Source organism: Pontibacter russatus (assembly GCF_009931655.1).
Classification (GTDB): Bacteria; Bacteroidota; Bacteroidia; order Cytophagales; family Hymenobacteraceae; genus Pontibacter; species Pontibacter russatus.
Map to the genome: position 1 here is coordinate 445,734 of NZ_CP047984.1, position 13,856 is coordinate 459,589.

Sequence of the window (13,856 nt, forward strand, 5' to 3'; positions counted from 1 at the left end):
ACATGACAAAGCTTATTCATTTACTATGCTTTTTTTAAGTAAATCATATTCATATATAGAAGCACGATTTAACAGGTAATCTAAAGCTGCTCCGGATTACCGGGAAAGACGGAGTTAATTTGTGGCCTCCTATATATCCCCTGTCAATTCATCTGCTGCTTGAAGTGGCGGTATTTTTCCGCAAAGCCGGAAAGGTGGCTTTCCAGTTGCTCCCACTGCTCGTTTTCCACCAGCGCTTTCGGTATCAGGTGACTTCCCATGCCGAGCCCCTTCGCGCCAGCTTCCAGAAAATCTGTGAAGTTTTCCTGACTGATGCCGCCGGTTGGCAACAGTTTGATAGGATTGAGGGGAGCCAGCACCTCTTTTATATAGGCGGGGCCGAACTGGCCCGCCGGAAACACTTTCACCATGCTTGCCCCCAGCTCCCAAGCCCGGTAAATCTCTGTCGGGGTGAAAGCCCCCGCAAACACCGGCACCCCTCTTTCGGCGCATGCCTTGATAACCGCCTCCGCTACCACAGGCGTCACGATGAACTGTGCCCCGGCTGAAAGCGCGTCGTCTAAATCCTGCATCGTGCAGACCGTACCCGCCCCGATGTTCAGCCGACCGCCAAACATTTTCCCCAGCGTGGAGATGGTTTCTGCGGCGCCCGCCGAATTCATGGTCACTTCGATGGTAGTGAAGCCAGCATCATAGTAAACGGTAAATAGCTTTTGCATATGGCGTGGCGGCACGTTTCTTAAAATGCCCACCACCGGCATCCTGTCAAAGGCCTCCCACGAAAAAGATGAATTCATATAATATGGTTAAAATGGCTGTATATTTTTAGCTGCCCTCGCACAACGGCCTCCTCCGCCCGGACATGCGCCGCATGCTTTATCCCCAGGACCTCCAGGGCTGTCCCATAGCTGAAACTCAGGCCGGGTTCGCTGCAGACATAGACAGGCCCTTCAACTACGGACGACAGACTTTCCAATTCAGCCCCCAGCAGCAGTCCGCTCAGGTAGTGAAAATTTTCTTTTTTGGAGAGCTTCCCGAACAGTGCGTTTGTCCTGACCCGGAAAGCCGTGTGCAGTAAGTTCGCGCCCTTTGCATCCCGAACGCCTTCTATGAAGCGATCCAGGCAGCCGGGGTGGTGCAGATCCTCGTTTCTTTCTATTCCACCTTTCAGGATACTTTCCCTGCACAGCAGATCAAATATTTCGCCGGTCATATAGGTTTGGAAGTCCGTCACCTGCCGGTCCTTTACCCATATATGCTTGGAGTGCGTTCCCGGAAATATATATAGCCCAGCCGCCTCTTTGTCTAAAACAGCGCCTACAAGTTGCGTCTCCTCGCCCCGCATCACGTCATCTTCGCTCCTGACCCCTGAAATCAGCAGCACCGGGTGCGCAAAAGCGGTTCTTGCCTCAAAAAAAGCTGCTCCTATGCCCTTCCCGTCTACGCTGAAGGGAAGAGATTTATAGGGAAGCTCGGCCATGCCGATGGAGGAAGAAGCCATACCCGAAATGACAAGCGGAACACCCGCCAGGGATAGGGCATGCTCCTGCTCTATCTCATATATGGCCTCCCGGATAAGCCGCAGGTAGAAAAGCAACCGCTCCTCCGGGTCATTTTTTTCCCTTTCACTCAGGCTGTTAAAGGTGGCGGAAATTCCTTTGGAAGATTTCTTCGCGGCTATAATTTCCGCGTTTTCGGTCCGCACCAGCCGTAGCCGAAAAGACGAAGTACCCCAGTCGCAACTCAGGAAGTGAACCATAGAGAAAACTATATGCGCCTAAAATAAGAAGAATACGAACGAAATCACAACCCATTCGGTAGATACGGGACAGCCAGAGGCGCTGTGCAAAGCGCAGGTGGTAGGGTTTGGCGCGACCTGCAGATGAAACGGAAGCGGCGGGCGCAGAAAAGGGTGTTTATCTGTAAACCCTGATTCTGACAGAGGGGGCGACGAGAAAGGCCGCGGCCTGTGCTAACAAGTTTATTCTGGCCCGCCGCTTATACTTATCAAGGCAGGCTATATGAGTTACAGGAAAAAATTAACCTGCACGCTCAGCAGCAGCATTGCACGAGTTAAACCATTGACGGCTATATAGATGCGTTCAAGAAAGTCCTCTGTCTTGCTACCTTACACGGGAGACTCTTTACTTACCGTTACCTCCTGATGGAAAATTTCTTTATTTTGATTCTCAAACAGAGCATATATGAAGTTTAAAGATAAAGTAGCTATCGTAACGGGCGCCGGTCAGGGAATCGGGCTGCAGATATGCCGGCAGCTGGCGGGTGCCGGGGCAAGCGTGGTCCTGAACGACCTGGATGCGGATCTGGCGGAAAGCGCCGCAAGGCAGATAGAAACAGAAGGCGGCACCTGCATCGCCCTCCCGGGCGACTCCAGCGACGTGGCGTTCATTCAGCGCCTCGTGGACACGGCGGTCTCCCGTTTCGGGCGGCTCGACCTCATCATTGCCAACGCGGGCATCACGCTTTTTGGGGATTTCTTCGCCTATACGCCGGAGGCGTTTAACCGGGTGATGCAGGTAAACCTGGGGGGCACGTTCTTTCTGGCCCAGGCGGCGGCCAGGCAGATGAAACAGCAGGGATCGGGCGGCTCGCTGCTCTTTACCTCCTCCGTCACCGGCCACCAGGCGCACAAGCAGCTGGCCGCCTATGGCATGAGCAAGGCCGCCCTCGAAATGCTGGCCAGGAACCTGGTGATCGAACTTTCCGAATTCGGGATAAACGTCAACACCATCGCGCCGGGGGCCACCCTTACCGAGCGAACGCTGCAGGACCCGGATTACGAACGCACCTGGTCCAGGATAACGCCGATGGGGCGCCCGGCCACCGTGGCCGATATCGCCCATGCCGCACTTTTTCTGGTGTCGGAGGAGGCCCGGCATATAACGGGCCAGAGCCTGGTCATCGACGGCGGTTGGACCTGCACCAGCCCTTCCCCGTTTTAAGGAATGCTGCTGCGCGCTCCCGGTTCAGCTACCCATAGAAGCACCTCGTATCTTATATGAAGGACGAGTAGGCAGGAGTATAAACGTTCCTGTATTCTGATGCCTGACACGCGTGCCCTGGTTCCTATATCGCAGCTTCCGGCGCCTGCCAGGAAGCAGAAAAACTTCGAAGTCAAACCTAAACCTCCCTTTCTAAGCTGCCGTATATATCGGTATATGACATATGGGTTTTTGTAAAGACAGGCGACGAGCCTGAGTAAAGCTTGAAGAAGCTGATTGGAGGTAACTCCAACGTATGATCATGACAGAAGAAGCCTGCTTTGGGAATGCCCACAACAGGCTTCTTTTTTTGCTGTACATCTACCTCAGAAGTTGTCTCTGGGCTGGTTCATGCTTCCACAGGGCCGCCCTTCTCTTTCCAGGCGTTGAAGCCGCCCGCTACGTGGGCTACGTTTTTAACGCCCATTTCCTGTGCTCTTTGCGCGGCCATGGCAGAGCGCCCGCCGCTCTTGCAGTAAAATATCTTCTCATCCTCCGACGAAAAAATATCCTTGTGGTATGGGCTCTGCGGATCAATATAGAACTCCAGCATTCCCCTGGAGGCGTGCGTGGCGCCGGGTATCTTACCGTCGTTTAGCAGTTCGGGCTCGTCGCGCACATCGATGAACCGGCCGCGCTTCTGGTTGAACCGTTCGATGGCTTCAGCCACTTCGTAGGTCTTCACATGCTGATTGGCCTCCGCCACCAGGTCTTTTAAAGTTTTTTCCATGATTTTTGTGATTAAGTGGATATATAAATTCAATAAGTATTAAGAAAGAGCAGCCTTTGGGTGTATAAAGTTAGTTACCCGGACATACTTAACTTGTCTTATCCACAAAAGCATTACACACATCTACCATCTGTATAGCAAGCAGATAAAGATTGTTTCTTATACTGTATCTATAGATTTTACAGGTATGTGGACCTGCTGAACTCAAAGGGTGAAGTTGGCATCAGTGCTGCCCCTGTGAAGTTTTTGTGGTGGTGGAGAGACACGAGTAAAGTAAACGGTGTTTTTAGCTTCACTTTCACAAACCCTTATACGCGCTTTGCCCGCTTAGCGAGAACTGTAAAAAGAAAAATACCCTTAACTGTAGTATATAAACTCTTATAGCGAGAAAAGCCCCCCTTCAAAGGGGGACTTGCTTCATTAACGTGAACTCGGGAATTATTGTGCCTAAGCTTATAGCCGCTGTTCATCCCTCTGGCTTAACTTACTTTAAGTTCTATAGCTGGTTTTGGTGCTCTCAGGCCGAGAGGCCTCGTTTTCTCCTTCAGCACTGTGTAGCTGAAGCTGCCTTCGCTCTGCTCAGGCTGCCTTACTGCGTGCGGCACCGCAACATCTACAAGGTGCCTCAGGTGAAAACTGGAAACGGTTTCGCTCTGAGTCAGTGAGTGTTTTATTATAATCACTTCAATATCATACTATTACATTCAATTGATTCCCGAGTTCACGTTTCATTACCCATTGACTATAACTCCCCGCCGATGCTTTTGCCTCTTTGCCAGCGTTGCCTATATATAAATTTCCTCACCTGCCTTTCCGGAAGGTGCTGACGGCGAAGAGGCGGCATTCTTCGAGGTGAAGGACGTAGGGGCAGCCGTTCCAGTGGATGACGGGGGCCATTTCTGCGGGCTGGGAGCTGTGGGTGCTGGGTATATACGCCATCGTATTGCCCATATAGGCAATGCTCTCAATGCCGAACCGGTCGCAAACGTAATCCACAAAAGCTGATTTTTCCTCCGGGGAGGAGGTGAAGCCAATCTCGTTGGGAATCAGCCTGCCCGACGGTTCCTCCTGCAGGTACACAATTTTAGCGTAGGTGTTAATAGAAATCTGTGGTGCGGCCAGGATGGGCACCTCGGCTTTGGCGTTGGTAATGTCTTCAAAAGCCCGCTGACTGACCTCGCGGTTTTGCTGGTGCGCCGCCTTCACCTCTTTCCTGTCTTTCCGGAAGGCGGCGGGCGTCACCTTGCGGATCACAGACTCCGCCCGCGCCGCCGCCCGCCGGAGGGTGGCCGCCTGGGCATGGTGCTGCTGATGGGCATCCACAATCACGGTAAAGGTGTTCAGGAAATGGTCGGTGTGCTGCAGGTGGAACAGCTCCAGTTCGTGGCCGCGCTTCCGGGCCAGCAGGTAGGTGTGTATCTCCTTCGTCTTCTCCTGAACCTCCCGGATCTTCTGCGCGTGCGCCGTGTCCTTGTAGCGGTGGTGCAGCTCCTGCAAATCCCGCAGCCGCCTGAGCGAGTCTTTCAGATAGGGTAAATCTTTCTCCTCTACTGCCTCCGGGCTGCCGACAACCGTTCTGCTGCCAGCCTCCCTATTATCTCCGAAAACGGAACGCCAGAAGCCCATCAGGAACTAAGAATCTTTTTAAGGTGCTGCGTTTCAATCTCTACCTGTATCGCGTCCGACGCCTTCAGCTCCGCCATATAGCCGTCCAGGTTCTGGATATATAAAGCAAGGAGAGCCTCCTGCTCCGGGGTCAGGAGGCGTGGGAGAGCGTTATGTTGCGCTATTTCGTCCGCCATTACTGTGCCTCAATCTTTTTGGACTTTCCGAACGTGCCGATGATCTTGTTGTTGAGCTCTTCCTGCACCTCGGCCAGCTCCTTCACGGCCTCTGCCCGCTTGCGGCTTCCTTCTTCCGATATCTTCAGCACGGCGTCCAGCGTCTCCACCATGTCCCGGTTCACTTTTTTCAGCGTGTCCACGTCCACGATGCCGCGCTCGTTTTCCTGGGCGGCGGTCACCACGTTGGTTTTCAGCAGCTGCGAGTTTTTCAGGAGCATCTCGTTGGTGGTGTCGGTCACTTTTTTCTGGATCTCCAGGGCCTTGCGCTGCTTCTCCAGCCCAAGGGCGATGGCCACCTGCTGGCGCCACACCGGTATCACCGTCACGATGGAGTTCTGGATTTTCTGGGCCAGCACATCGTTCGTGGTCTGTATCATCCGGATCTGGGGCATCGACTGCGTGGCGATGGTGTGGGAGAGCGTGAGGTCGTGTACCTTCTTTTCGAGGCGGTCTTTGAAGGCCACCATATCGCTGAGGCGCTGCACCACCAGCTCGTCCTGCCCGCTGGCCTCCGCCTCCGACTGCAGCCTCGGGATCTCCACGTTCTCCAGCTCCTCGATCTTCATTTTGCCAGCGGCAATCACGGTGCGCACCTCGTGTATATACTCCACCGCCTGGTTGAACATCACCTCCAGGCTGGTGGAATCCTTCATGATGCTCTGCCGCGTTTTCTCCAGCTTTATCACCACATCGTCCACGTTCTCGGCGATGGTGTTGTACTGGATGGCGAGGCGCTGCGACCGGTCCTTTATCTTTTTGGCGAAAGGCAGGCGCGACAGCAGTCCCCGCTTCTCCTGCTCGTCAATCTTGATCATGTTGATCTGGGTGAGCAGCTCGTTGATGGCGGCCCCGGCGTCGCCGGAATCCTTTGCCTTCACCTTCGTGAGCAGCTCGTTGGAGTAATAGCCCAGCTTGCGCTGCGTCTCCACCCCGAAATTGGTGAGCGAATCGGGCTTGGACGGGTCGATGGTCTTCGATATCTCAGCTGCTCTTTGCTGTAGCTGCTCCTTGTTTTCGACAATTGGGGTGTTGGTGCTTTCCATAGTGTTTATTCTCCGCGTTGGTGCTTGTGCTGGTTTTCAATCGTATCCAGGTCGCGCAGGCGCTCTCTTACATGCGCGTGGCGCTCCGTGGTTTCATACCACTCAATATCGCTGAAAGGCAGGTAATCTCCTAATAAACTCTGCACCTCTTTCAGCAGGGCCTCTCCTTTCCGCGTCCTGAAAGCGGGATTTTTATACTGGGCGCTGAGGTAGGCCACTTTTACCTGCCCGCCCTGCGTCACGGCCAGCTCCTTCACCTCCACCACCAGCTCCGAAGACTTGTTGTTTTCCGTAACGATGGTCTTATAAACACCCTTGTGCTCCTCCTCCAGCAGGGCCTGGCCTGTTTGCCTGGCGGCTTCCAGGGCTTTGCGCAGGCGGTGGTTCGGCTTTAGATAGTGCCCGAACATATAGCCCAGTATTGCCCCAATAACGAATGTCCAGAAGATTATCATATATAGGTTTAGCTGTTTGCGACATAAAAAGTCTTCTATATACACTATACGCGGAACGGGGCTGTGGAGTCGGACTGCACGAGGCCATCTGGTCCAGGGCAAATTCGGTGCAGTCAAACGATTTTATCTTGCTGACGAAACGGGAAATTTCCAAAGCTGATTTGCCCGCTGGTTTATATATTGCTTAAGCTGTGGTTTAAATATAGGCAGCGTCGGTTAAGTCTTAAAACGGTTCTCTGCAAGCTTCTTCCTGTACACCAAGCTGCTACACTCTCCTCTGACAGAGACATGGGGACGAATGGATCGTTCCCGATCCAATCGCCTCTCTATCACTTTTCCGCCGTTATTTAAGTTACCACCAACACGGAAATGAAGTCGCCAGACCTCGCGTTAATCCGGTAAATCAGTTTTGATCTATGGGTCGTGGCCGTAACCTTGATTGTTGAAAAAGCAGGATGGCGCGTGTTGAGGATGTTGTTAAACGCTTCTGGAATGGTGAACGGCTGAACGCGTGGCACGGCAGATGTTTAGGTCGGCTAAGGCAGAAAAAAGGGCCTGTACGTGTACAAGCCCTCTCATAATTCTCGGAATGATTCTTACAGCTCCTTCGACAACAGCCGCTGCTCCCGCTGTATCATTTGTAGCTGAGCTGGCAGCTTGCTTACTCTGCCACAGATACCGTTACAGACTGCGATGCACTATTCTCCGCTTCGTCTATAGCCTCCACCACTATGATATAGTCACCTACAGGTGCGTTCTCGTCCAGAGTGATATCTAGTTCCAGGTCTTTTTCCCTGTTGTCGTTCAGGAAGTCGTTGATAGTATTGTCATCCACCTCTCTGGTGGTGCCACTCGGATCTGTCACGTTAACCCTTACCTCCTCCAGGCCCATGTTATCCATTATATCCGCGCGTAGCTCCACTACATCCCCAGGCATAAAGGTGGCTCCGGTCGCTGGCGAAGTGATGGTGATGGTAGGATCGGTAGTGTCCAGATCAGCCTCGTCATCGTCATCATCGCAGGCAAAAAATGAGAGAGAGAACAGCACCAGGAAAAACCCTTAACTTTTTTCATAGCTTTGGTAATTAGTAAAAAGTAAATAATGTAATATTAAAATATTGATAACCAGATAATTATAAAAGTAGCGGCTTCGATAGGAGTTTAACGGCAGGCGGCAAGCAAGGTTGCCGAATTGCCCGCGTTTCTGCCTTTGTATATATCTCCCAGCCCCCAGCCTAGTAAAGGGGCTGGTTTTGTTAATTTGTATTTTATCAAGTGCAAAAGGGGTTGTACAGATGACTTGGGGCCTTTCCGCCGTTGTTGATGATAGTAGCAATAGCCACCTCCAGCTATCAATATATTTTTGAGCGGCACTTAACCTTTGCCTTTGCGATAGCTACTTGTACTGGAATCTAATTTGTATTTAGATTTAATCTAAATACAATAGGATATACGGTTCATAAATATTCTATTGATAATTTTCAATGAAATATTTTATAAAACCAATATTAATTTTACTATATTAAGCATCTGTTTGAACAATGAAGTCTCTTATATAGGTGGCTACAAATAAAATTTAATTTTCATTATTAAGGTGGAAGTAGTTTAGACAAAGTGTTTATAATGCAGTCAACCAACTTCGAAATTTACAGCTTAAAAAGTTATGTCACCAACACATTGGCCGTCAGTCAAAGCAAAAACTGTCTTTTAAAATAATAATCTAAAACATTGCAAAATCGTTTTACTATGGAAACAAAATTACTAACTCTACGAGATTACTCTTTATCATTTAATCAAATTTTTTCAGAATCAGGAATTACAAGAGATTATCTTATAGATGAAATAGAGGAACTGGCTACAAATGATTCTAAGTTAGTAGTAGTCGAAGGAGTTGAAGCAATCGGAAAGACAAATCTACTACTTCAGTTTGCTATGAGGCATAAAAATGACTGCCTTTCTTACTTTATTAATCCAGCTTTTAGGTTTACTTATAAACTAGATTATTTAATGGAGGATATAGGTAAGCAAATTTTCTTTCTAAACACTTCAGAGATTCCTGAGGATGACTTCTCTATAACTGAAGGTGTTTTTAATAGGCTTATTTTTGATTTAATTAAAGCACCGAACAGAAAAAAGAATCCCATATTTTTTGTAATTGATGGATTAGATCAAATCGAAAAAGCCGATGTTGAACTTTTAAAGTCAACTTTACAGAACTTACCTTGGGCTACTAATTACTTTTATTTTATTGTTTCGGGTGACAGAGAAAAACTTAAGGGTATTCTTCCAGATAATGCTCTAAATCGAGCTAAATCTTTTAGAGTACCTCGATTTAGCCCAGAAGAGACTGCCAAATTTTTTGGCTTTACGGAAAATATTAATAATGATTATGTTAATGAGATACATGCTACATGGAAAGGTCATCCAGAGCGCTTAAGCCAAATTAAACGCATTTTAGACAGTGGAATAGATATAAAAGATTTTTTACAAAAAGATGATATTAGAGAAAAGAATGATTTACTAGAGGTGGAGTGGAATCAATCTTCAATAAAAGATTTAGATTTTGATAATGATATCATAAAATTAATAAGCATTATATCGCTTGATGATAACACAAGGAGTATTACAAAGATTTCAGATATAATACACTCAAATGAAGATATCTTAAAAGAGCAAATTGCAGATATTTCTTTCCTAACAATTAAAAATATTGAAGTTTCTTTTGTTTCAGCATCATATAGAAACTTTGTTGCCAAAAAATTCTCAAAGTATGAAAGCAGAATTTTTTCTATACTTATAGAATATTATACAGAGCAAGAGGGTATAGACTCTGTTATGAATTTACCTACTCTATTTGAAAAGAATAGAGAGTGGTCCAGTATAGTTGATTTACTTACAATAGACAACTTAGGTTTAATTATATCAAGCAGCAAATCATTCGCTGATATAAAGAAGCAAATAAATTATGGTTTCAAAGCATCCAATAACCTTAAGAAATCATATAATGATGTTTTAAAGTTCTCATTGTATAGAAGTTCGATAAGAGGCCTACAGAAAAGCGATACAAGGGAAGCACAAATTGAAGCCTATATAGCTCTGGATAAGCAAGAAGAAGCATTTACTCTTATATCTAATGCCGTCTTAAAAGAAGATAGGCTCAAGATGTTAATAAGCTATGTAAAAGAGTCAAAGCAAAGGAAAAAGGATGTAGATAGCCTTATTGTTGATGAAATCCAAGACCTTCTAATAGATATAGATCCTGATTATCTAAAAGATAATATTGTTGATATAGTAGTGGGGCTTGCTTATTTCCTTCCTGAAAAGGCTGTTCAACTTATTGAGAAAGTGTCTGGAATAAAATCCGATAAAGGATCACTAGAATGGCTATTAACCTATGTAGCTATGATTATCAATAAAGGAAAAACCGAAGATAGTATAAAAGCTACCTCAGATAGTGAAGATAATCCTGTAAATGATTTTATAAACAATTTTTCCAAATCAATTGGCTTTGGAATTAATGAAATTAAGGAAGATGAGATTATTAATGTAGTTTCGAAAATTGATAATTCATCTGATAGGCTATATATTATTAGAGAGTGGATAAAGAGAAATAAGAAGACTAGTAATATCTATAGCATAATGGACTTTGCAATTAGTCTTATGTTGCAAAATTCTTCAATAGTAAAGCCTACTACAACTATGTTGTTAGACATAGTATCTCCCGTTCAATATTTACTTAATAAAGAGTTAGTTGAGACGACAATAAAAAGAATTGATGAACTAATGGTCTCAATAAATAGCCCAACAGGCGACAAAATCAAATTACATATACTGATTATTAGGAGCCTTTTAAAACATGATATTGATAATTCAAATCAGCGAGCAGTAGATCTATATTCTTTTATAGAGAGTTTAACTGATTATTCTATAAAAGTTGAGGCAATAGCATATTGTTGGGCTCTTGTAAAAAAAATAGGGAGTGATATTACTATTAATCCTGATGAATTTATTCTTGATGAGGATTTTGTTAGTAAAGAGATTCTTAAATCCATAGATAAACTTTTACATTCAACATCAGATCACTATTCAGAAATTGAGAACACTATTGAAGTAATTGCTGAAATCGATATAGATTTTGCTCTTACTATTTCAAGAATGCTGAATACAATTGAAAGAAGATCACATGCCTTTTTAAAATGTATTGAAACTTATGTAGAGAGTAACATTTCAATCTGGGATGAAGCTAAACTCCTCAAAGCAGTATCATTAATTGAAATTGAAACCATCTATACTAAGGCTATCATATCTATTTTTGATTCGGCATATAATCAACGAGAAAATTCAAAAAATCACCGTAAAAAAATCAAAAACTTATTACCACTAATAGATAAAACTTTAGGTAATAGTATTAAATGTTATCTACTAACTAAATCTATTCTTCTTCTAAGCTTAGAACCTAGCAAAGATGAATTCTTAATTCCTAAGTACACCAGATTAATTGAAAAGCTTACAAGATTTCAGCTCGAATTTTGGAATAAGATAGATTCCCCCTGGGAGAAAGTTATTGTGGGGTATAAAATGAGCTCACAACTAGCTGAATATGATAAAGCTTTAGCATTTGAATATTTTTCTAAAGCAAGATTACATTCTCAAGAATATATTATTGATAATAGAACACATGCTGCTGCTTATATAAATTCTATCAGACTAATGATACGAGTATTTTGTGGTATGCTTTTGAAAGACAAAAGTTACTCTTATGACAAAATTTCCGGTTTAATAAGTCATGTTCCTTCAAATATTGATCAAGCTGAACTTTGGTCTGAGTTAGCTGTTAGAGCAAGTTTATCAGGAGCAAATGATATAACTGATGAGGTTGTTTCCAGAAGAATACTACCTATTATAGATTTATATAGTAAAGGAAAAGATAAATTTTATTTTAATTATATATTAAAAGTAAGTGCAACGGCTATACATCTAGCTCAACCAGCTACTTTAAAATTATACTTAGAATCGGTACCTAATGATGAAAAAGAGGAAATTGTTTCTTCAGTTTGTTTTGTGATACTTACAAAAGGGCATGATTCTGATCCTTATGATGACACAATAGGATCTCCTAAGTTCAACTTCCAAGATGCTATTGAATACTTAGAACTTATCAATCAAGTAAATAGCGATGATGCTTTATATCTCCACATTCGCCATTTATGTTATATAGGTAAAAATTACAGCTCGAATTTTGTTAGAGAACAAAAGATAGAAATTAAACAAAGGTTGAGCACCTTAATTGCTTCCAAGCTGCCAAATCCAAGAACTGGAGTAAATCATATGGGATATGCTATAATCGCAGAGGCTTGCTCTCAACATTTTAGTTTAGATCATCCTAATACAGAAGTTCAACAAAGAGTTTTCAAAGAATTAGGAAATAGAGTGAATTCTATTCCGAATGTTGCGGATAGATCTTATGTATTTAGCGTTTTAGCTGCTGAATGTGGGCACAAGAAACAAAAAATAGAATTTTTACATAGAGCTTTTGAGGAAGCAAACAATATAGTATCAGTTCGGGAAAAAGTGCACAGATATGAAATAGCTCTTGAAACTGCTCTAAAATTTGCACCTGACATTTTCAATGAAAGAATCAAAGAAATCCATGAGGAGATTTTCAAATTAGACGAATCTGAAATGTTTCCTACATTTCGTAAATTAATAGATATTGCTTTCAAACATGATAAACAACTTGCTCAAAGATTAATATCATCATTAGATACAGACCCAGGAAGAAAAAAATTAACAGAGCCAGCGACTGACCATTTCGATAAACTAGAGTTAGAGAAGTCAGTTTTAAATGATTACTCCCTATTTAGCAAAATAAGAGATAGAAGGCACATGGGGAATATTGCTTGGAAAATGTTAGGCCAATTAAATGCTGATAAACGAAATACACGCGATATTGAACAAACAATAGCAATTATTAGAACTGCTTCTAAAGCACCCTTCATGTATTCAGCTCCACTTTTTGAATTTTTCTTACAAAATGCTATTAAGCATGATAATTCATCTAACAATTTATTGCTCTCCCTGTACGATTCAACTTATTGTAATGCAGAACTCTGCTATAATCTTATATGCAGCATTTCAAACAAGAACTCCCACACGCATGCATACGCCGGAGTAGAATCGGATAATACATATATTATTAAGCCTGGCTTCAGAAAAGAGGCTTTTGAGTTTATAGGCAAATCAATGAAATTATCTGGCTCCTCGGATATTTATCTTATTGACCCTTATTTTTCTGAGGAGGATATTCATTTATTGAAAAATATTATGGATTGGTGCTATGGGTCGAATATAACGGTACTTACAAGCTGCGAAGCTGGGGGAGATTTTAATAGATATTCATTTAGGAACGCATGGAATCGTGTTTCATCAGAGGAACCCCCTCAAACATTTTTTGTGAGGGTTACGAATCAGTCAACCAAATCATCTGCCAATGCTAAATCTCCTTTTCATGATCGTTGGATCTTGATGTATGATAAGTTACAAGGTCTAAATATAGGCACTTCTATTAATAGCTTAGGGTTAAACAAAGCTTCTAGAATTTCTACCATTGATGCTGTTGAAGTACAGTCTGTTTATGATCAAATAGTTGTTCCTCTTACTAAACAACGAACTCGTATGTACGGAGGGAATACTGTTTTATTTGAAACATTCGATTTTTAAATAATTTATTATAGCTTATTTAAATTTAAAAGTCTGCAATTTTGAGAATGCTATGGCGAAGT

10 protein-coding genes are annotated in these 13,856 nt (G+C 44.1%); 2 read left to right on the forward strand and 8 right to left on the reverse strand.

What is annotated here, in order from left to right; all coding sequences use genetic code 11:
* Nucleotides 1-143 precede the first annotated feature (143 nt).
* Together GSQ62_RS01835 and GSQ62_RS01840 are read right to left on the reverse strand one after the other, a co-directional pair.
* Nucleotides 144-797 carry a bifunctional 4-hydroxy-2-oxoglutarate aldolase/2-dehydro-3-deoxy-phosphogluconate aldolase gene (locus GSQ62_RS01835; RefSeq protein WP_161887927.1) on the reverse strand — a complete coding sequence of 218 codons (654 nt, stop codon included), beginning with the start codon at nt 795-797 and terminating at the stop codon, nt 144-146.
* Entirely contained in the window at nt 794-1,759 is a 966-nt protein-coding gene (locus GSQ62_RS01840; RefSeq protein WP_161887928.1) for a 2-dehydro-3-deoxygalactonokinase, read from the reverse strand. Before GSQ62_RS01840 ends, GSQ62_RS01835 begins: the two co-directional genes overlap by 4 nt.
* Before the next feature lie 445 nt (nt 1,760-2,204).
* Here GSQ62_RS01840 and GSQ62_RS01845 point away from each other — a divergent pair, with 445 nt between their 5' ends.
* The gene (locus tag GSQ62_RS01845; protein ID WP_161887929.1) at nt 2,205-2,963 is read left to right on the forward strand and encodes an SDR family NAD(P)-dependent oxidoreductase; all 759 of its coding nucleotides are present in this window, start codon (nt 2,205-2,207) and stop codon (nt 2,961-2,963) included.
* A 388-nt stretch (nt 2,964-3,351) separates the two neighbouring features.
* Here GSQ62_RS01845 and GSQ62_RS01850 read toward each other — a convergent pair whose 3' ends face one another.
* The 6 genes from GSQ62_RS01850 to GSQ62_RS01870 form a co-directional block, all read right to left on the reverse strand.
* Nucleotides 3,352-3,732, reverse strand: coding sequence for a rhodanese-like domain-containing protein (locus GSQ62_RS01850; protein ID WP_202621821.1), 381 nt, complete (start codon nt 3,730-3,732; stop codon nt 3,352-3,354).
* Between the two features lie 801 nt (nt 3,733-4,533).
* On the reverse strand, nt 4,534-5,358 hold the full coding sequence (locus tag GSQ62_RS01855; protein WP_161887930.1) for a hypothetical protein: 825 nt from the start codon (nt 5,356-5,358) through the stop codon (nt 4,534-4,536).
* Nucleotides 5,358-5,534, reverse strand: coding sequence for a hypothetical protein (locus tag GSQ62_RS20605; RefSeq protein WP_202621822.1), 177 nt, complete (start codon nt 5,532-5,534; stop codon nt 5,358-5,360). Before GSQ62_RS20605 ends, GSQ62_RS01855 begins: the two co-directional genes overlap by 1 nt.
* The gene (locus GSQ62_RS01860) at nt 5,534-6,619 is read right to left on the reverse strand and encodes a toxic anion resistance protein (protein WP_161887931.1); all 1,086 of its coding nucleotides are present in this window, start codon (nt 6,617-6,619) and stop codon (nt 5,534-5,536) included. Before GSQ62_RS01860 ends, GSQ62_RS20605 begins: the two co-directional genes overlap by 1 nt.
* A gap of 5 nt (nt 6,620-6,624) precedes the next feature.
* Nucleotides 6,625-7,074, reverse strand: a complete 450-nt coding sequence (locus GSQ62_RS01865; RefSeq protein WP_161887932.1) for a hypothetical protein — start codon at nt 7,072-7,074, stop codon at nt 6,625-6,627.
* A 661-nt stretch (nt 7,075-7,735) separates the two neighbouring features.
* Complete coding sequence (locus GSQ62_RS01870; protein ID WP_161887933.1) at nt 7,736-8,122, reverse strand: DUF4625 domain-containing protein; 387 nt, start codon at nt 8,120-8,122, stop codon at nt 7,736-7,738.
* A gap of 698 nt (nt 8,123-8,820) precedes the next feature.
* Here GSQ62_RS01870 and GSQ62_RS01875 point away from each other — a divergent pair.
* On the forward strand, nt 8,821-13,794 hold the full coding sequence (locus tag GSQ62_RS01875; protein ID WP_161887934.1) for an ATP-binding protein: 4,974 nt from the start codon (nt 8,821-8,823) through the stop codon (nt 13,792-13,794).
* The last annotated feature ends 62 nt before the right edge of the window (nt 13,795-13,856 follow it).

Coding starts and splice junctions, on each gene's coding strand:
- GSQ62_RS01835 (WP_161887927.1), bottom strand. CDS start 797: ATGAATTCATCTTTTTCGTGGGAGGCCTTTGACAGGATGCCGGTGGTG.
- GSQ62_RS01845 (WP_161887929.1), top strand. CDS start 2,205: ATGAAGTTTAAAGATAAAGTAGCTATCGTAACGGGCGCCGGTCAGGGA.
- GSQ62_RS01840 (WP_161887928.1), bottom strand. CDS start 1,759: ATGGTTCACTTCCTGAGTTGCGACTGGGGTACTTCGTCTTTTCGGCTA.
- GSQ62_RS01875 (WP_161887934.1), top strand. CDS start 8,821: ATGGAAACAAAATTACTAACTCTACGAGATTACTCTTTATCATTTAAT.
- GSQ62_RS01855 (WP_161887930.1), bottom strand. CDS start 5,358: ATGGGCTTCTGGCGTTCCGTTTTCGGAGATAATAGGGAGGCTGGCAGC.
- GSQ62_RS01865 (WP_161887932.1), bottom strand. CDS start 7,074: ATGATAATCTTCTGGACATTCGTTATTGGGGCAATACTGGGCTATATG.
- GSQ62_RS20605 (WP_202621822.1), bottom strand. CDS start 5,534: ATGGCGGACGAAATAGCGCAACATAACGCTCTCCCACGCCTCCTGACC.
- GSQ62_RS01860 (WP_161887931.1), bottom strand. CDS start 6,619: ATGGAAAGCACCAACACCCCAATTGTCGAAAACAAGGAGCAGCTACAG.
- GSQ62_RS01850 (WP_202621821.1), bottom strand. CDS start 3,732: ATGGAAAAAACTTTAAAAGACCTGGTGGCGGAGGCCAATCAGCATGTG.